Here is a 19156-nt window from a genome sequence, read left to right as displayed (position 1 = left end):
TTACTCCCGTCCTGCGCGGTGGCGGTAGCTGCCGGAGCGGGGACTGCGGTGGCTTGTACAGTGGCTTGCGGCGCTGTCGGGGGGCGCAATCCCGCTGAGACTATCCGCCGCCATCGCTTGTGGATGTACCGGGGACAGTAGGGTGCCGTCGCGTGCAGGCAGCGTCTCCGCGTTGACGTCGGCGGGATCGCGTCGCGCGTGCACCGGCGGGCCGTCCGCTGGTGTCGCGGCAGGTCCTGCGGGCGGCTCGACCGCAGCGACAGGCTGTGGCGATGTCTCGGCAACGGGCCCGGATGGTGGCGCTGCGGGCGCTGCTGGCGACGCCTCGACCGGAACGGGGGCAATCGGACGTTGCGCTGACGGCGGTGCGGTGTCCTGCGTCTTCGGCAATGTCGCTGATGCAGCGATGGCCGATTTCAGGTCCGTGTCCTGCGTGAACCGGCGCTGCGCTCCGTCGGTCTGCCCGCTGGACGCGGCCGAGGCGGCAGGAGGGGCAGTTACGGTCGGTGCGGCACTGGCAGCCGTCGACGATGCAAGCATCGCCGGTGCGGTGGCGGCCGGGATTGAGCCTTGCGTGGCCACATCAACGGGTGCCACCGGTACGGCGGATGCCTCCACACCTGCGACGGGGGCCGCTGGCACCGGCATTGGGTCGGGTAAAGCGGGCATGGCAGGCACGATTGTCGCTGCTAGGGGCACCGGTGCGGGAGCCGTTGCCATCTCCCGGTCCAGCGCCGCATCGTCCGCCACGCTGCCCTTGGCTTTGCTTGCCCGTGGGGGCGCAGCGGTTGCGTTGGTCGCTGGTGCGGAAGGTGTCCGCGCGTCGCCCGGCGCTGGTGTCGGTGCCTGTTGTAATGCGAGTGTCGCCTGCGCAACCATGCTCGGGGCGGCTGAGGGCATGGGGGCAGCGGTGCGCGCGAGGTCGATTGCGGGGCTCGCTTCGGCCATTGTTGGCCCAGGTGACGACCATGGTGTTGCGTCGGGAAGACGGACTTCCCCGCCGGATACGGCAGGTGCCGGTGCAGGCGTGGCGGTGCGCAGCGCGCGCGAAGCCGCTGCGGGGGCCGAAAGACCGGCGGGAGCGGTGACGACGGGCGGATTGACTTCCGGCGCGGCGGATGTGGCGACGCTCGTCGCGGCGGGGGCAGCCGCAACGTTCGAGGGAGCGGGATTCGCTGCGATCGTATCACGGGATGCGTTTGCCGGCACCGCCGCGGTGATGTCTGGCGCGTCCGGGATGGACAGGGGCGGTTCTGGTAGCGGCGCGGTGGCCACGACGCCGTCGGCAGCGCTCCCCGGCGAAGAGGGAAGCGCGGCCGTCGTCCCTGCCCGGACAGCGGGCAAAGCGTCGGGTCCGGGCCCGGCGACAAGAATATCGGATGCCGACGCACCGAAGGGTGGCGCTGCGGGCGCTGTAGACACACCGGCCGTCACCGGCGGTGCCGCGTCGGGCGTGGGCACGCCGATAGCCAGCGCGGCAGGAGCGGGGGGGTACGGTCGCTTCCCCCTTTGCTACCGGCAGGATCGGAGCGGTGGTGGTGATGGTGCCCGGGGTTGGCGCACCGTCTGCGGTTAGCGCTGGCGCGCTGCCGATCGTGCCGGTTAGCGACAGCGCGGAAGTCGCCTGAGTTGCGGTGGGCTCGCCAGTGGTCAGTATCGTTGCGGGAGCACGACCGAGCATGGCCAGCGTAGCGAACGCCATTGCGTTGGTATCGCCGGTCATGGAGACCAGCGGCAGCGCTGGGACGGCGGATGCGACAGGTGGCGTGGCGAGCGAAATGACATCGCCCAGCGTTGCGGCAAAACCCTGCGCTACGACGTTGGGGCGACCGATCGCGCGGGTAACCCGGCCATTCCGCTTCCAACGATCTGCATGCAGTCCCTTTCACGGCGAGCCCGTCCTACCATTATAGGCGGGTCGCAGCCGGACCGTGCTCAACTGACCGTGCCAAGCGCACGAATACGGGCGCGGGCATGAATTTCGTTCTGCGACAGCACCACAGTGGAGGGTCGCACCCGCTCGATGATCGAGCGGACGAAGGGGCGCACGCTCGGGTTGGTGAGCAGACACGGAATCTCGCCGCTCTCGGCCAGGCGATCATAGGTTTCGCGCACGGCCGATACGAAACCCTGCAGCGTTGAGGGGGCCATAGCGAGCTGGCGGTCGTCGCCGGTGCCGACGATGCTGTCGGCAAAGGCGGTGTCCCATTCGGGCGACAGCGTCACCACCGGAATGGCATTGTCGCGGGTTTGCGCCACCGAAATCTGCCGGGCGAGGCGCGAGCGGACATGTTCGGTCAGCATCGTCAGGTTGCTGGTCGAAGGGGATGCCTCGGCAATGCCTTCCAGAATGGTCGGGATGTCGCGGATCGAAATCCCTTCCGACAGCAAATTCTGCAGGATGCGCTGCACGCTCGACACCGAGACCTTGGACGGCACGATGTCGGCGACCAGCTTGGCCGCGTCCTTGTGGATGTCGCCGAGCAGCTTCTGCGTTTCGGTATAAGAGAGCAGATCGGCGATATTGTCCTTCACCAGTTCGGTCAGGTGCGTGGTGATGATGGTGCCGCAATCGACGACCGTCAGGCCGCGGAAGCCCGCTTCCTCGCGCAATTCGCGGTCGATCCACAAAGCAGGCAGGTTGAACACCGGCTCGCGCGTCGGCTCGCCGGGCAGGCCGGGCGCGCCGCCGCCGGGGTTGATCAGCAGCAATTTGTCGAGCCGTACCTCGCCACGCGCGGCTTCGCTCTCCTTGATGTAGATGACATATTCGCTCGCCCCGAGCGCCATATTGTCGATGATGCGCACAGCGGGCAGCACGAAGCCGTAATCGGTCGCCATCTGGCGGCGGAGCGCGCGCACCTGGTCGTCGAGGCGCGGTTCGCGCGTCGCATCGTTGATGATCGGCAGCAGCGCATAGCCGATTTCGATGCGCAGCGCATCGATCGCCAGCGTTTGCGCGATCGGCTCTTCGGCGATCTTGACCGTCGCGGCCTCGGTCGCTTCGGCCAGTCGCTCGGCATTGGCGGTGGCGATTGCCTTGCGGCTCATGCTCCAGGCAAGCCAGCCCGACAGACCGGCAAAACCGGCGAACGGCACGAAGGGCAGGCCCGGCATCAGCGCCAGCGCGCCCATCAGGAACGCGACCATGCCAAACGCCTTGGGGAAGCGGCCGAGCTGTTCGCCCAGCGCATTGCCGGTCTTGCCGCGCGCGCTGCCCTTGGACACCAGCATGCCCGCCGCAACCGACACGATCAGCGCCGGAATCTGGCTGACGAGGCCATCGCCCGCAGTCAGCACGGTATAGGTGCGGAACGCCTCTGCAACGGGCACGCCGTGTGAGAACACGCCAATGCCGAGCCCGACGATGATGTTGATTCCGGTGATCAGCAGGCTGGCGACGGCATCGCCCTTCACGAATTTCGAGGCACCGTCCATCGAGCCGTAAAAGCCGCTTTCGGCTTCGACTTCGGCGCGGCGTTCCTTGGCTTGCTCTTCCGAAATCATGCCCGCCGACAGATCGGCGTCGATCGCCATCTGCTTGCCGGGCATGGCGTCCAGGCTGAAGCGCGCCGCCACTTCGGCGATGCGGCCCGCACCCTTGGTGATGACGACGAAATTGATGACGATCAGGATCGCGAAGATGGTCAGGCCGATGATCGTTTCGCCGCCCATCAGGAATTCGCCGAACGCGCCGATCACGCCACCCGCCGCCTGCGGCCCTTCATGTCCGTGCCCCAGGATCAATCGGGTCGAGGCGAGGTTGAGGCCGAGCCGCAGCATCGTCGCGATCAGCAGGATCGTCGGGAAAGCCGAGAGTTGCAGCGGCTTTTCGATGAACAGCGACGTCATCAGGATCATCACCGACAAGGTGATCGACAAAGCGAGACCGATGTCGAGCAGCCATGCCGGGATCGGCAGGATGAGCATGCCGATGATCGCGATGACGCCGAATGCCAGCGCGAGATCGCGCCCGGCACCGATCCGTTCGAGCAGGCGGGTAATGGGCAGCGGCAGCACAGCGTTCACGGAGCGGGCGACACGGCGATACCGGCCTCAATGAAGGTCTTCAGCTTGTTGCGCATCGTCCGCACCGAAATGCCGAGGATGCCCGAGGCCGAGGTGCGGTTGCCGTGGCAGCGCTGCAGCGTCTGCAGGATCAGTTCGCGCTCGACCTCTTCGACCGTGCGGCCGACCAATCCTTCGATTTCGAGGCGGCCTTCGGTGGCGGCATGGTCCTGCGCGAGCTGCGACCCATCGACCAGGACGATGTCGCGCGCTTCGATCCTGGGCCCGCGCGCGATCAAGACCGCGCGATGGATAGCGTCTTCGAGTTCGCTGACATTGCCGGGCCAGCCATAGGCCTGCAATACCCCTTCCGCCGCTTCGCTGAGCGGGCGTGGGGACAGGCCGTCGGCGTCCGCGAGGCGGTGGGCAAAATGCCGTGCGAGCAGCGCGATATCGCCACGCCGCGCCCGCAGCGGCGGCATTTCGATCCGGGCGAGGCCGAGCCGCGCGAGCAGGTCGGCGCGGAATGCCCCCGCCGCGACGCGTTGCTGCAGGTCGATCGTGGAGGTCGCGAGAACGCGCGCCTGCACCGCCACCGCGTGGTTGCCACCGACGCGCCGGATGTGATGTTCCTGCAGCGCCGACAGCAAGCGCGCCTGCGTTCCCGGCGACAGGGCACCAACTCGCGCAGCAGGATCGTGCCGCTGCCGGCCTTTTTCGAAGCGGCCGATGCGCAGCCCGAGCGCTCCGGCAAAGGCACCTTCCTCATGCCCGAACAGTTCCGAATCGACGATTTCGGGCGCGACGCCTGCACATTCCACTACCAGGATCGGGCCGAGCCGCCCCGATGCCTCATGGATGGCGCGGGCCATCAAGCCCTTGCCCGTGCCGGTTTCGCCGACCAGCAGTACGGGCGACGCGCTTCGCGCCACCGCCAGCGCAAGGTTGCGCGCCCGCGCAAGATCGGGTGCGTCGCCGAGGATTTCGATCGACCCCCGTGTGACGACCGAGGCGATGGCCGCGGCGATCAGCGCGCGTTCGGGCGGCAAAGGCAGATAGTCGCGCGCGCCTGCGCGAATGGCCGCCACCGCTTGCTGCGCCGAGGCATTAATGCCGCACGCGATGACGGGGACGGCGAAGCGTTCGTCGCGCAGGTGCTGCAAGAAACCGCGAACGTCGGCATCGACGTCGATCATCACCAGGTCGCCGCCGTTCATCCGCAACAGCGCGATCGCCTGGGGGGCATCGTCCGCCATCGTCACGTCCGCCCCCGCCGCGCGTGCCAGATCGGCGGCGAGGCGAAATTCCGACGGGGGGCCCGACGAGCAGCAATCGTACCGCCGGTGTCATACCCTTCATCGTTCGCCCCGCACGATTTCGGTCAGCGTCACGCCGAGCGAACCGTCGATCAGCACGACCTCGCCACGCGCGATCAGGCGGTTGTTGACGAAGATGTCGACCGGCTCCCCGACGCGACGGTCCAGTTCGACCACCGTGCCGACGACGAGTTGCAGCAATTTGCCCACCGGCATGCGCGACCGGCCGAGGACGGCCTGCACCTTGACCGGCACATCATAGACCGCTTCCAGCCCTTCGGCGGGGCTGCCGCCAGCCGCAGGGCGAATGGGCTCGTCGGCGAAATCGGCGATGAAAGGTTGTTCGGTCTGCGCCGGCGAGTCGATCGCAACCAGCGAGGGTTCGGAATCCATGGGCTGTTCCATCTTATGAGTTCATCCATTGCCGGATTACGGAGGCGGATTCGGGCGGGCTTTCGGCGATCGTCGTGCCGATGCGCTTGAGTGCCGAAAGTTTGATGCGGCCATCGACTTGGGCGAGCGCGATTTCCTGGTCGAGCAGATGCTGCTCGCCGCCGAGCGCGGCGATTTGCTGCATCGCGTCGGGGTCGCCATCGGCGGCGCGCGCGGCGAGCGCCAGGCGCTCGGGATCGCTGCCGAGTTGCGGCGTCTGCTCGGCCATTGCGACGGGTTCAGGTGCCGGTTTGGGGAGCAGCATGCGCAGGACGATGATGCCGACCACCGCGATCACCAGCAGTTCGATCAGCGAGAAGACCTTGTCCATCGGCAGCAGCGACAGCAACCCGCTCTTGTTTTCGGCCAGTGCGTCGCCGGCGGTGAAGGGCATGCTCTCGACGACGACGCTGTCACCGCGCTTGGTGTCGATTCCCGCCGCATTCTCGACGATGCGGGTCAGCCGCTGGATCTGCGCGGCGGGCAGGCCCTTGGGGCCGCCATCGACCATGACCGCGATCGACAAGCGCTTGATCTGGCCGGGGACGCGCACCGTCACCGTGTGCGTGCTGCTATTTTCATAGGTGGTGTCTTCGGAATTTTGCGTGCTGGCCGTCTTGCGCGAGGTGCCGCTTCCCGTAGCCGGGCTGGCCTGCGCATCGGGCAATTGCCCCGCAACCGAAGCTTGCGGCGTCGTTGCGTTATTCTCGGCATTCTGGTCGCCGGATTCGACCGTGGTCTGATGGCCGATGACCTGCTTGTCGGGGTCGAAGGCGGTGGTCTCCTCGCGCGTCTGGTCGCGGTCGATCAGCGCGGAAACCTCGGCGCGGACCTTGCCCATGCCGACGATCGGGGCGAGCAGCGATTCGATTTCGTCGCGCAATTTCGCTTCGGTGGCGGTCTGGCGCTCATCGGCTTCGGCTCCGCCCGCCGACCCGGCGTCACCGGCGCGGGCCAGCAGGGCTCCCGTCTGGTCGACCACCGACACCGCTTCGGGCGCGAGCTCGGGCACCGAGGAGGCGACCAGATAGCGGATCGAGGCGACCGCTTCGGTGGACAGCCGCCCCTTGGTCTTGACCGTGACGGCGGCGGTCGATTTGCGGCTTTCGGTCGCGAACATCGCGCGCTCGGGCATGACGATGTGGACGCGCGCCTTGGATACGCCGTCCAGGCTTTCGATCGATTTGCCCAATTCGCCTTCGATCGCGCGCGTCTCGTTCAGCTTCGCGCGCGAAGCGGACACGCCGAAGCTCTGTTCGTTGTCGAGCACGTCATAGCCGATCTTGCCGCCAAGATGATCGCCCGCCATCGCCATACGCAATTCCGCCAGCTTGTCCTGCGGCGCGAGGATCGAGGTGCCGTCGGCAGACAGCCGATAGTCGACGCCCTTTGCCTTCAGCTTCTCGGTGATCGATTGCGCGGCGGCAGGATCGAGATCGGTGAACAAAAAGCCCATCGAGGAGGTCGACCCGCCTCGTGTCGCCACGAACGCGAGCGCCGCCAATACCGCGAGCGCCACACCGGCCATTACGGCAAGCCGTCTTACGCCCAATTGCGAAAAGAGAGTGCGCGCTGCGTCCAAAGTGTGTCCCGATCCTGACCGTCGGGGCGAGCCCCCATGACTATCTTATAGGATGGAGACGGGCGGCAATTTCTGCCGGGCGGAAAAAAAATTGCCGTGTGGCGAGATCAGGCGCTGGGTAGTGGGGGCAGCAGCGGGGCGAGTTCGCTCTCCACGGCCGCCCGTCGCGCGGCCTTTTCGAGCAGCAAGCCGCCTTGCTCCCAATCGATCAAGGCGTCGCCGGGTGCCAGCGTGGCATCCGGTACGACGCGACGTGGAGTTTGCGCCGGTCGGCGGCCTGACGCTGGGCGATGCGCTGCTCGACCGCCTCGACCAGATCGGGGTGGACGCGGACCTGCAACTCGGTGCCGCGCGCGACTTGTTGCAGCACGCGCCCGATTCCCTCGTCGATCAGCCCCGCAGGATCGCAGGCGAGCGCGCGGCCCGCAATCGCCTCCGCAGCCGCCAGCGCAACTTCGGTCGCGTCGGCAACGATGCGGCGCGTGGTATCGGCAAAGCGCGCGTCGAGCGCGTCGAGCGCGCCGTGCATCGCGTCGATGGCGCACAGCAACGCAGCGTCGCGTTCGGTGCGCGCCTGGGCAAGCCCCGCCTCGAAGGCATCCGCGCGCGCGATCGACAAGGCGCTTTCGTGATCGGCGTTGCGCGCGTCCAGTTCGGCACGCAGCGCCGCCTGATCGAGCATCGAATCGGGCATGTCGAACGGCGTCGGGCCCATCTCGGTAAAGACGCGGTCGAAGGCGAAGCGCTGGACGGTTTGAAAACTCATTTGCCTGTCTCCGTCACACGATCATCATATCGTCGCTCTTGGGATCGACGAGCGTGATTTCGCCGGCATCGGCCAGGGTCTTTGCGAGCCGCACGAGCGACGACTGGGCTTCCTCGCAATCGCGGGCGCGGACCGGGCCCATGCCGGCCATGTCCTCGCGCAGCAACTTGGCGGCGCGTTCGGTCATGGTGCTGAAGAACAGCTTCTTCATTTCCTCCGGGGCACCCTTCAGCGCCAGTGCCATTTCGCGCTTGTCGGCATTGCGCACGACCACGCCGATCGCGGCGGGCAACAGATTGCCCAGATCCTCGAACGTGAACATCAGGGCGCGAATGCGGATGGCGGATTCGGGCACGCGCTCGTCGAGCGCCGCCAGCATCTTTTCTTCGGTCGCGCGGTCGAGCGCGTTGAACATGTCGGCCATTGCCTCATGCGGATCGCGCTTGTTGGAGCGCGACAGATTGGCCATGAATTCGGTGCGCAGCGTCTGCTCGATTTCGAGGATGACTTCCTTCTGCACCGTCTCCATCCGCAACATGCGCATGATGACATCGACGGCGAATTCACTGGGCAATTCGGACAGCACGCGCGCGGCATGTTCGGAACGCAGCTTCGACAGGATCACCGCGACCGTCTGCGGATATTCGTGTCGTAGCCCCTGGGCGAGCACGGTTTCGCTGACATTCGACAGCTTGTCCCACATCGTCCGGCCAGAGGGCCCGCGAATATCCTCCATGATGTCCTTGACGCGCTCGCCGGGCAGGATGCCCGAGAGCAGCCGCTCGGTCGATTCGTAGGAGCCGTGCAGCGAGGCCATGCTGGCGACCTCGCCGCTGAAATGCACGAGCAGATATTCGACCACGACGGCGGGGATGCGGCCGAGGCCCGCGATCGTCGCCGACAGTTCCTTGATTTCGTCGACCGAAAGCTGTTCCCAGATCGGCGCACCGTGTTCTTTCCCGAGCGCGAGCATCAAGGCCGCAGCTCGCTGCTGACCGGTGAATCGCTTCATTTCAGGCGGTTCGCCCATCTGCGCCATCATGTTCACCAATTTTCCCCAGAAAATTCGCCGAAAGCACGGCCTTCGAGCGTCTCTCCCTGCTATTATAGGAAGAGTCTTATAGGGATGACGGAGATGTCGGCGGATTTATCGGGGAGCTTGATCGGGCTGAGCCTTATGACGGGCAGCAATTCGTTCGCGGATTTCAGCGCCTCCAACAGCAGCGCCCCCACGATCGAATCCAAAGCCGTGCGCGTCGCCAAGGCGCAGTTTACGACTGCGCCAACGACGCCGCCGTGGAAGGAAACGCCGACGACGCTACCGGTGTCGGCGCAAGTGTCCGCGATCAAGGCGATGACGACGATCATCGACAAGCCCGCGACGGGCCCGTCTGCGCTGCCGAGCGACGTGCAAACCAGCTTTACGACCTATAAGGCGCTCGATCGCTTGCGTCTGCTCGCCGAAACTGCGGCCGCGACCACCAGCAACGCCGCGCAGCGCGCGACGTTGCAGACGACCTTCGCCAAAGGCCTGACGGATTTGCAGAGCTTTTTGGCGCACGCCCCCAACGGGATCCTGGACCTCTCGCTCGCTCAGCCTGCGCGCAGCGCGACGAGCGTCGGAATTCCGTCCCCCGATGCGTACACGGTGAAGGGGCCGGAGGTGGCGGCAAGCCGGTCGGACGCGTTGCCGGGAATGACCGGGCAGGAGCAACTCAAGATCACGCTGTCCAAGCCTGGGGCGAGCGACACGCTGACGGTGGATTTGTCGCAGGGGCCGCAACCGCCGACGCTGGATTCGGTCTCGGATGCGCTCAACGCCGCGATTTCCGCGCTGCCGCGCCTCAATTCCGATGGCAGTCTGCAGCTGGACGAAAAGGGGATGCAGCAGCCAAAGTGGGTGGCGCACTTCACGCCCGAACGCGGGACCGAAAAATGGGGCCTGACGCTCAACGCGCCCAACGGGGCCGACCGGGTGACGATCGACCAGATCAACGCCAAGCCCGCGCTGCTCGTCGCGACCGGTGAGAGCGGGCCGGTCCCGCTCGCCGCCGGGCAGACGGCGGTTGCCGGTCAGCCGACCGCCACCACACCGACCGCGACGCAGATCTTCCGCTTCGCCGATCCTGCCGGTGCGATGGTGCAAAAGTCGGTGGCGACGCTGAGCGCGCTGGACCGTGTTGCCACCGAACAAGCAAAGATCGCCGGCAAGACGACCAGTTCGACGACAACCTTCAAGACCGATTACAATGGCAAGGCGGTGGCGACCACCACCAAGACCACCGCCGTCCAGGCCAATACCGATGCCGCAGCGATGGCGACCGATGCGCAGGGCAATACCTATGTGGTCGGCACGACGCGGGGCGATTTGGGGTCGGAACGCTCCAACGGTTCGGACACGCTGTTCCTGACCAAGCTCGACGGCGCGGGCAAAGTCGTGTGGGAACGGGGGCTTGGCGCGGCCGGGGCCTCCACCGGGGCGGCGGTTAGCGTTGCTGCCAATGGCGATGTCGTGGTGGCGGGCACCGTCACGGGCAGCCTCGACGGGGTGACGCATGATGGCGACATGTTCGTCGCGCGCTACAGCACGCTGGGCGATGAAGCGTTTACGACGGTCGTGGCGGGCACCGGCAATGATGTCGCCAAAGCGCTCGCTATCGGGAACGATGGTTCGGTCTTCGTCGGGGGCAAGAGCGCGACGGGGGGCGGCGACGCCTTTGTCGCGCGGATCGACTCGACGGGCCACGTTGCCGATCGTCGCGCGATCGATTCGGGTGGAAGCGAATCGATCACGGCGCTGGCGATCGGCAGCGACGGCAATGTGCTGGCGCTGATGAACAACAATGGCACCGCACAAGTGCGCAAACTCGACGCCGGTGCCTTGTCCAACGATCTGGCGACGCTTGATCTGGGCACGGCCGATGCGCGCGCGCTGGCGGTGGGCAGCGATGGCACGATTGCGGTCGGTGGTTCCGCGAGCGCGGCGCTTTCGGGCACACAGGTGAATGGAACGTCGGGCGGGCGCGATGGCTTTGTCGCGCGCATCGATGGTGCGCTGAGCAGCGCGGCGGTCACTTATGTCGGCAGCGCGCAGGACGACCAGGTCGACAGCGTCGCCTTTCTCGACGGTGCGATCTACGCCGGCGGTCGGACGTCCGGCACGATCGGTGCGGCGCGCTCGGGTACGGTGGATGGTTTCGTCAGCCGGATCGACGGTGCGACCGGCGCGATCGCCAGCACCACCCAATTCGGTCAAAGTGGGCAGACGACGCAGCCGGTGCGGCTGGCGGTGGCGGCGACCGGGGACAATAGCCTGGGGGCGATCGGCTTCGGCACGGGGACGATCAACCCCGAAGTCTCGGCCAAATTGGTGACCCAGACCGCGCTGCGCGTAGGCGACAGTTTTTCGATCAGCATCGATGGCGGCACGGCCAAGAAGATCACCATCACCGCCGACGACACGATGCAGACGCTGTCGGACCGGATCGGCAAGCTGACCGGCACCAAGGGCAGCACCAGCACCCCGCGGATCAGCGGCATGAAGAGCCTGCGCATCGATGCCGCCGCCGGTCATTCGATCGAACTCATTCCTGGCACCGGGGATCGCGATGCCCTGTCCAAGCTCGGGATCGCACCGCAGCGGATCGAGACGCCGGTGCCCGTGGCGGCGAATGCGCCGACCGTGCGGCCGGGCGGTGCCTATGGACTGGATCTCAGTACATCGCTGACCTTGGCGACCCCCGCAGACGCCAAGGCGGCATTGGGCAAGATCAAGTCGGCATTGTCGATGACGCAAACCGCGTATCGTTCGCTCTATTGGGACGATACCAAGGCGTCGATCGTCGACAACACGAAGAAGGCGGGCGGTGGCACGGTGAGTGCCTATCAACAGGCGCAACTGGCGGGTTACCAATCTGCCCTCGCGCGTTTGAGCTCGTCGACTTCGGACACGAGCAATAGCGGTTCCCTCGTATCCCTGTTCGGAGGCTAAGCCATGGCCGTTCCCGCGATCCTGTCGGGCATCCGCGCCGAAATGAAGCATCTGGCCGATCGCCAGCGGGTCATTTCGCAAAATATCGCCAATTCCGAAACGCCGGGCTTCAAGGCCCGCGATGTCGCGGCACCCAATTTTTCGGCGCTGCTGGCGGCGCAGGGCGGCGGCGCGGGCGGTGCACCGGGTATCGCCGTGCCCACCGTGCAATTGACCCCGAGCATGGCGGCGCTCGGCGCACGCGCGCCGATGGGCGCATCGTCGATCCTCGATACCGATGTGAGCGAGACCAAGCCCGACGGCAACAACGTCACGCTGGAAGATCAATTGCTGAAGATGGGGCAGATCCAGGCCGATTTCGCGGCAATGACCAACATCTATCGCAAACAGCTATCCATGCTGAAGACGGCGATCGGCCATGGCGGGTAAGGCGATGGCCTTATAGCGGCGGTGAATCCGCAGCCGGGGCCGCGCGGGCCACATGCACCGCCATCCCGGTGGCAGCGGCCGCTGCAACAAAGGCGTGGGGCGGCTGGGCCTCGGTCACCAGATCGGCAACATCGGCAAAGTCGGCCACTCGCGTCGTCCCCTTGCGCCCGAATTTGGTCGAATCCGCCAGAACGACGATCCGGCGCGCACGCTCGAGCAAGGCGCGCTTGAAGGTGGCCTCGTCGGGTTCGAAGTCGAGGAAGCCGCGCTCCGCATCAATCGCGCCCATGGAAAAAATCGTCAGATCGGGAACGAAGCCGCCACAATAAGCGATCGCCTCCGGCCCGAATGCGGCGCGATAATCGTGATTGATGACGCCGCCCGCGACGAACAGGCGCTGTTTCGGACGGCCGAGCACTTCGCTCGCAACGTCGATACTGTTGGTGATGATGGTGAGGTCCGGCACCCGCGCCAAGGCGCGAACCAGCCAGAAGCAGGTAGTGCCCGAATCGACCAGGAGGGTCATGCCGGGTTCGACCAGTTCTGCCGCAGCCTGCCCGATCTGCTGTTTGGCTTCGGCTTGTTCGCGAAAGCGCAAGCGATAGGGCGCTTCGAAATCGGCATCCGGTGTGCGCACGCCGCCATGCACCTTCAGCACGCGACCGGTTTGCTCCAACTGGCGGATATCGCGGCGGATCGTTTCTTCCGAACAGTCAAAGCGCGCGGCCAGCTCGGCGATCGACAGGCTGGAGCGCGCCTCGAGCAATTTTAGGATCGCTGCGATCCGCGAACTCTGGATGACGCGCAGCCCCGGAGCATCGTCGAGCGGTGAGAACGGTGTCTGCATGGCGCGATCATATCGCGGCTGTCACACAATGGAAACTCACATTTATCCACATAAAAACCGCCACAAAACCACAAAATGTCACATACTCGTCATGTCCGCGCTCTACCGGCCGGGTCGGGCAGCGCGACTTGGGGCTTTTCCCAGCCGCGCAGGGAGGGCACCACAAATGCGTAAAATGAGTACGGCGATTCTGGCGATCGCAACCGCGACGAGCGGCGTCTTTGCAACCAGCGCGATGGCGCAAACCGTGACCGACCCTGCCGCCGCCACGGACGCGGCCCCAGCCGATATTGTCGTCAACGGCTATATCCAGTCGCTTGCCAAAGCGCGCGCGTTGAAGCGCGATGCCACCATCGTCAAAGACGTGATCGTCGCGGAAGACATGGCGAAGTTCCCCGAACTCAACCTGGCCGAATCGATCCAGCGCCTGCCGGGCGTGGCGATCAACCGCGAGGCAGGCGAAGGCCGCCGCATCACGCTGCGCGGCCTTGGGCCGGACTATACCCGCGTCCAGCTCAACGGCATGGAAGTGCTCGGCAACGTCGATTCGGCGATGGACAGCCGCGGCCAGCGGTCGCGCGACCGCGCGTTCGACTTCAATATCTTCGCCTCCGAACTGTTCTCGCGCATCGAGGTCGAAAAGACCTATCAGGCGGCGCAGAATGAAGGGGGCATGGCCGGTACGGTCGGCCTGTTCACCGCCAAGCCGCTGGAATATAAGCAGGGCATTACCGGCGCGATCTCGGCCAAGCTCGGCACCAACAGCTACACCAAGGACGCGCAGCCGCGCATCGCCGCGATGATCGGCCAGAATTGGGGCGATACCTTCGGCGTGCTGGTCTCGGTAGCGTATTCGAAGCGCAAGACCGAGGAGCAGGGCTACAACACCTATTCGCCGACCCAGTTGAGCGCGAGCCAGATCTCCAGCTACCTCGGCAAGGGCCTCGATATCTCAGGGCTCTCGGCCGACCAGCAGACCAAGTTCAAGTCGGGCGATCTGGTGTTCGCCTCGGGCAACCGCCTGTCGGTGTGGGATGCGCAGCAGGAGCGGCTTGGCCTGACGCTCGCCACGCAGTGGCGTCCGGCGGACAACGTGCTGTTGACGCTCGATGCGCTGCATGGCGAATTCACCACGCACCGCGACGAATATCACCTCGCGACGCGGCCCAACAACACGTCGGGCTCGGTGATCTTCGATACGACCTCGAAGATCAATTCGATCCATTGGGACAGCAGCAACTTTGTCGATGCGATCAGCGTCGACAACGTCACCTATGCCAGCGAACACCGCCGCTCGCTCAACAAGAACCGCTTCAACCAGCTCGCGCTGACCGGCAAATGGGATGTGAATGACAGCCTCGGCTTCGACGGCCATGTCGGCTATGAGGATTCGAAATACACTACCCCGTATGACGACAAGCTGTACCTGCGCGCTTATGGCGGCATGACCACCACCTATGCGGCGGACGGCACCTCGGCGACCAACGTCTATCGTTGGAACACCACCGATGCGTCGAAATATGAGTTCAAGGAATTCTACTTCCGCGAATTCTGGAACAAGACCAGCCTGCGCGAAGCGACCGGCAACGGGCATCTAAAGCTGAGTGACATATTCACGCTGCGCGCGGGGGCGAGCTATCGCCGCTACAGCACGTCGGGCTCCGAAATCTACAATGACGGGCAGTTCCACCAGTTCACCGGCAGCCCCGTGACATCCTATGCCGACGTCTTCACGCAGAACGAGGCGGCAAGCTGGATCACCGGCAATTATGCGGCCGCATTTGCCAAATATAACGCCTCGCACACCACCGCCGGTGCAACCGACATCGAAAACACCTACACCGTCACCGAAACGACCAAGGCGACCTATGGCCAGCTCGACTGGGACGGCCATGTTGCGGGCATGCGGCTGCGCGGCAATGTCGGCGTTCGGGCGTATTTCACCGACGTCAACAGCAACGGCCTGATCACCAACAGCGATGACACGCCGATTGGCAGCAACGTTACCAAATCGAGCTATTCGGGCGTGCTCCCGGCACTCAACGCCATTTTGGAAGTCACGCCGAGCTTCCTGATCCGCGTGGCGGCTGCCAAGAACATCAACCGTCCCTCGCTCGGTTCGCTGGCGGCGGCGGGCAGCGCCAATGCCGATAGCGGCCAGATCACCGCAAGCGTCGGCAACCCGAACCTGAAACCATATAAGGACAATGCCTACGACCTGTCGGCCGAATGGTATTTCGGCAAGATCGGCCTGATTTCGGTGGGCGTGTTCCACAAGGACATCAGCAACCTGATCTCGAGCGAAACGCTGTTCAATGTGCCGTTCAGCGCGACGGGCCTGCCGGTCTCGACGCTACCCGGCGTAACGCCGACCACCATCGTCGCGGAATTTTCGCGGCCGGTGAACCTGAGCAAGGCCTATATCACCGGCTTCGAAGCGGCGGCGCAAACCAACTTCACTTTCCTTCCGGCCCCGTTCGACAAGTTCGGTATGTCGGCGAACGTGACGGTGATCGATTCGAACGCGCCGGTGAAGGGTGTGAAGACCCCGATCCCAGGCCTGTCCAAGACCAACGCCAATGGCACGCTCTATTACGAGACCAAGCGCTGGGGCATTCGCGGATCGGCGAACTATCGGTCGTCCTATCTGCGCAGCGCCTATGACGGTTCCAATCCGGCGAGCGAGGACGGTTTCGACGGCACGGTGTATGTCGACGCAGCGGCGTTCGTGAACCTTACCAGCAAACTGCGGCTGACGGTGGACGCAATCAACATCGCCAACACGACTGAGGTGCAGTATAACAGCATCTATCACCGCTTGCATAACGAGACTCAGAGTGGCCGTACCGTCTTTGCCGGTTTCACGCTGAAGTTCTGACGACCCCCTCCGGGCGGCGCGTCGAGCTTGTCGGCGCGCCGTCTCTTTGTGAATGGACGAACGCCCATGTCGCTGCCTCCCGCCGATCGCCGTGCCTTTCTGAAGACGCTGATGGCCGGTGGCGGCGCGGCGGCGGGAGGCATGTTCCCGTCGATCGCGCGCGCGCTCGCCATCCCCGCCAATCGCCGCACGGGGACGGTGATGGATGTCGAACATGTCGTGATCCTCACGCAGGAAAACCGCGCCTTCGACCATTATTTCGGCGCGATGCCGGGGGTGCGCGGTTTTGGCGATCGCTTTGCCATTCCGGTGCCCGATCTGGGCGAACGGCGCGGGGCGACGGTGTTCGTGCAGCCGAGCGAACATGCCGGGCCGCCCGACTGGATCGCGCCCTTCCACCTCGATACCAAGCGCGATTTCCGGCTGATGCGGCCGCTCGGCACGCCGCACGGTTTTCCCGACAGCCAGGCGGCGTGGGACAATGGCCGGATGGGCGGCTGGCCCAAGGCCAAGCACGACCATGCGATGGCCTATTTCACGCGCGAGGACATTCCGTTCCAATATGCACTGGCCGAGTCCTTCACGCTGTGCGACGCCTATCATTGCGCGCTGCATCTCAGCACCAATCCCAACCGGCTGTATGTGTGGACCGGCACCCACGATCCGCAGGCGCGCGGGCATGGCCCGGCGATCGACAACGGTTATGACGGGCTGGAAGATCCGCGCGGCCATGGCGGCTATGCCTGGACGACCTATCCCGAGCGGCTGCAGGCGGCGGGGATCAGCTTCCAAATCTATCAGCAGATGGAGGACAATTTCAGCGACAACCCGCTGATCGGCTTCCGCCGCTATCGCGATGCGCGCACCGCGACGTCGGGGCCGGACGCCGATTTGATCCGGCGCACGCTGACCACGCGTGGGCTCGATCTGCTCAAGGCTGATGTGCTGGCCGACAAACTTCCCCAGGTCTCGTGGATCATCGCGCCGACGGCGGCATCGGAACATCCCAGCGTCTCAACGCCCTTGCAGGGGGCGGATTATACCGCGCAGGTGCTCGATGCGCTGACCGCGAACCCCGAGGTGTGGGCCAAGACAGTGCTGCTGCTCAATTTCGATGAGAATGACGGGTTGTTCGACCATGTCCCGCCGCCCGCACCGCCCGCGCACGATCCGCGCGATCCGGCGCGCTTGCTGGGCGGCACGACGGTTGCCGCCGAGGACGAATATCACCGCCATTCGCAAGGCGAGGCCGATGCGGCGTATCTCGGCCGCCCTTATGGGCTCGGGCCGCGCGTGCCGATGTATGTCGTGTCGCCGTGGAGCCGCGGCGGCTATGTCGCGTCCGAAGTGTTCGATCACACCAGCGTCATTCGCTTCCTCGAAACGCGCTTCGGCGTGGCCGAACCCAATATCAGCGCCTGGCGGCGCGCGGTGTGCGGCGATTTGACCTCGTGTTTCGATTTCTCGCGCGCCGACGACCGGGCGTTTGCCAGCGCCTTGCCGCCAACGCGGGCGCTGTCCGAACGCGCGGCGACGCTCAAGGAGACGCGCCCGCTGCCACCCGCCGCGCTGACCGCGCCGGTGCAGGAAGCAGGCATCCGTCGCCGCCGCGCAACGCCCTATCGGCTCGATGCGACGCTGATGGCTGCGGCGGGGCAGGTGCCGGGGTTGCTGCTGTCCAACACCGGGCGCGAGCGCGCGGCGGTGTTCCATCTCTATCCGCTGACCGATCTTGCGGGCGGGCCGCGCCGCTATACCGTTGGCGCAGGGCAATCGCTTGCCGCCGAACTGCCGGTGGGCGCGGATGGGGCCTATGATGCGTTTCTGCTCGGGCCGGCCGGGTTTCACCGGCGCTTCACTGGGCGCAGCGCGGGCTTTGCGCCGATGCTCGAGGCGAAGGGAGTGCGGGTACGCAACCATGGTCACGCCGCACTGACGCTGACGGTGCGCGATCTCGCTTATGGCCAGCCGCCGCGCACGCTGGAGGTCGCTGCGCATGCCGAGAGCGTGGTGCCGATCGATCTGTCGGGCAGCCAAGCTGGTACGATCTGCTCGTCACCAGCGCGACCGAGCAGGTACGCCTTGCCGGTCATCAGGAGAACGGCGGCGAATCCTTCAGCGATCCGGTCGCGCATGGCGCGGCACCGCTGGTCATCGCCTCGCCCAACCCGGCCGCGTGACGCGACCGGGGCTTCAATAATACGCGCGCGCCAGCACCTCCGCCTCGATCGCGCAAGCGGCGGGATCGACCTTGGGGGCGGTGGCGCGGGCGCGGGCGAGTTCGACGCGCGCCAGCTCGAGCTGCTGGCGGAACGATGCGGAGCCGTGCAGCACCGCCGAGGCGGCGGCCCCCGCTTGCCAGCCGCCCTCAACCGCGCTGGCCGAATGCGCGCCGCAAATCACGCGGCTTTCGCCCGCCTGACGACCCCGCGCGAGCAATTCGTTCGCCCGGTCGGGCGCGAGTTCGGCGAGCAATAATGCCTCCAGCCAGCCATTGGCGGCATGGCCCGAGGGATAATCGCCGCTGCGGGCGAGCGCGGCGGTGCGCGCCTGACACATGGGCGCATCATTGTCGGCATAGGGCCGGGCCCGCGCGTAATGGGTTTTGACGGGCTCGACGAGGAAGCCCGCGCCCGCCCGGTCGAAGAGACTCGCCAGGATCGGCACGTCGCTGGCCTTCAACGTCACGCCGAGCGCGCAGGCATAACGCGACAACGGGCCATTCTCGACATCGCGCTGCGCGATCCGCCAGCGCGGACTGCCCTGCAGGGCGCGCGTCGCCTGGAAGATCGCGCGGTCGGCAATATCGCGCGCCGATCCGGCGGCGGGCGGGGCGGACAGGATCCGCACGCCGTCCATGGGGTGCATCCAGGGATCGCCGATCGCGGCGACGGCGCTGCCCATTGC

At 65.8% G+C, this 19156-nt stretch carries 12 protein-coding genes and 1 pseudogene; 4 read left to right on the top strand and 9 right to left on the bottom strand.

The genetic code is table 11. The features are described from left to right. The 7 genes from NW75_RS24600 to NW75_RS16495 form a co-directional block, all read right to left on the bottom strand. Positions 1-1461 (bottom strand): hypothetical protein, encoded by a 1461-nt coding sequence (locus NW75_RS24600; protein WP_156143057.1) that lies wholly within the window; start codon positions 1459-1461, stop codon positions 1-3. A 474-nt stretch (positions 1462-1935) separates the two neighbouring features. Next, the gene (flhA, locus tag NW75_RS16520; protein ID WP_137902875.1) at positions 1936-4011 is read right to left on the bottom strand and encodes a flagellar biosynthesis protein FlhA; all 2076 of its coding nucleotides are present in this window, start codon (positions 4009-4011) and stop codon (positions 1936-1938) included. Between the two features lie 14 nt (positions 4012-4025). Further along, positions 4026-5264: a sigma-54-dependent transcriptional regulator gene (locus tag NW75_RS16515; RefSeq protein WP_156143056.1), complete on the bottom strand. Its 1239-nt coding sequence runs from the start codon at positions 5262-5264 to the stop codon at positions 4026-4028. Positions 5265-5363: 99 nt separating this feature from the next. After that, entirely contained in the window at positions 5364-5717 is a 354-nt protein-coding gene (gene fliN / locus NW75_RS16510) for a flagellar motor switch protein FliN (protein WP_033966249.1), read from the bottom strand. Between the two features lie 13 nt (positions 5718-5730). Next, the gene (gene fliF, locus NW75_RS16505) at positions 5731-7284 is read right to left on the bottom strand and encodes a flagellar basal-body MS-ring/collar protein FliF (protein WP_171010530.1); all 1554 of its coding nucleotides are present in this window, start codon (positions 7282-7284) and stop codon (positions 5731-5733) included. Positions 7285-7546: 262 nt separating this feature from the next. Beyond that, complete coding sequence (locus tag NW75_RS16500) at positions 7547-8104, bottom strand: FliH/SctL family protein (RefSeq protein ID WP_231565265.1); 558 nt, start codon at positions 8102-8104, stop codon at positions 7547-7549. Between the two features lie 13 nt (positions 8105-8117). Further along, positions 8118-9146 (bottom strand): flagellar motor switch protein FliG, encoded by a 1029-nt coding sequence (locus tag NW75_RS16495; protein ID WP_033966234.1) that lies wholly within the window; start codon positions 9144-9146, stop codon positions 8118-8120. A 135-nt stretch (positions 9147-9281) separates the two neighbouring features. Here NW75_RS16495 and NW75_RS16490 point away from each other — a divergent pair, with 135 nt between their 5' ends. Both NW75_RS16490 and NW75_RS16485 read left to right on the top strand, forming a co-directional pair. Continuing rightward, entirely contained in the window at positions 9282-12095 is a 2814-nt protein-coding gene (locus tag NW75_RS16490) for a hypothetical protein (RefSeq protein WP_231565263.1), read from the top strand. Positions 12096-12098: 3 nt separating this feature from the next. Continuing rightward, positions 12099-12524, top strand: a complete 426-nt coding sequence (locus NW75_RS16485; protein ID WP_033966233.1) for a flagellar basal body protein — start codon at positions 12099-12101, stop codon at positions 12522-12524. A 10-nt stretch (positions 12525-12534) separates the two neighbouring features. Here NW75_RS16485 and NW75_RS16480 read toward each other — a convergent pair whose 3' ends face one another. Then, the gene (locus NW75_RS16480; RefSeq protein WP_033966232.1) at positions 12535-13371 is read right to left on the bottom strand and encodes a DeoR/GlpR family DNA-binding transcription regulator; all 837 of its coding nucleotides are present in this window, start codon (positions 13369-13371) and stop codon (positions 12535-12537) included. Positions 13372-13546: 175 nt separating this feature from the next. On the opposite strand from NW75_RS16480, the gene NW75_RS16475 reads away from it, so the two are divergent. Next, on the top strand, positions 13547-16249 hold the full coding sequence (locus NW75_RS16475; protein WP_081988802.1) for a TonB-dependent receptor: 2703 nt from the start codon (positions 13547-13549) through the stop codon (positions 16247-16249). A gap of 66 nt (positions 16250-16315) precedes the next feature. Further along, positions 16316-18727 (top strand): phosphocholine-specific phospholipase C, encoded by a 2412-nt coding sequence (locus NW75_RS16470; protein WP_443024491.1) that lies wholly within the window; start codon positions 16316-16318, stop codon positions 18725-18727. Here the strand turns inward: NW75_RS16470 and NW75_RS28340 are convergent. Further along, positions 18635-19108 (bottom strand): annotated as a pseudogene (locus NW75_RS28340) (phosphatase PAP2 family protein); the annotation flags it as partial. The gene NW75_RS16470 and the pseudogene NW75_RS28340 overlap by 93 nt on opposite strands. Positions 19109-19156 lie beyond the last annotated feature (48 nt).

This window comes from Sphingomonas sp. Ant H11, from assembly GCF_000797515.1.
GTDB lineage: Bacteria > Pseudomonadota > Alphaproteobacteria > Sphingomonadales > Sphingomonadaceae > Sphingomonas.
Note: the sequence above shows the minus strand (reverse complement) of the source record. Positions and strands in the feature narration are given on the sequence as shown.

Coding starts and splice junctions, on each gene's coding strand:
- NW75_RS16515 (WP_156143056.1), bottom strand. CDS start 5,264: ATGGCGGACGATGCCCCCCAGGCGATCGCGCTGTTGCGGATGAACGGC.
- fliN (WP_033966249.1), bottom strand. CDS start 5,717: ATGGATTCCGAACCCTCGCTGGTTGCGATCGACTCGCCGGCGCAGACC.
- fliF (WP_171010530.1), bottom strand. CDS start 7,284: ATGGCCGGTGTGGCGCTCGCGGTATTGGCGGCGCTCGCGTTCGTGGCG.
- NW75_RS16500 (WP_231565265.1), bottom strand. CDS start 8,104: ATGAGTTTTCAAACCGTCCAGCGCTTCGCCTTCGACCGCGTCTTTACC.
- NW75_RS16495 (WP_033966234.1), bottom strand. CDS start 9,146: ATGATGGCGCAGATGGGCGAACCGCCTGAAATGAAGCGATTCACCGGT.
- NW75_RS16490 (WP_231565263.1), top strand. CDS start 9,282: ATGACGGGCAGCAATTCGTTCGCGGATTTCAGCGCCTCCAACAGCAGC.
- NW75_RS16485 (WP_033966233.1), top strand. CDS start 12,099: ATGGCCGTTCCCGCGATCCTGTCGGGCATCCGCGCCGAAATGAAGCAT.
- NW75_RS16480 (WP_033966232.1), bottom strand. CDS start 13,371: ATGCAGACACCGTTCTCACCGCTCGACGATGCTCCGGGGCTGCGCGTC.
- NW75_RS16475 (WP_081988802.1), top strand. CDS start 13,547: ATGAGTACGGCGATTCTGGCGATCGCAACCGCGACGAGCGGCGTCTTT.
- NW75_RS16470 (WP_443024491.1), top strand. CDS start 16,316: ATGTCGCTGCCTCCCGCCGATCGCCGTGCCTTTCTGAAGACGCTGATG.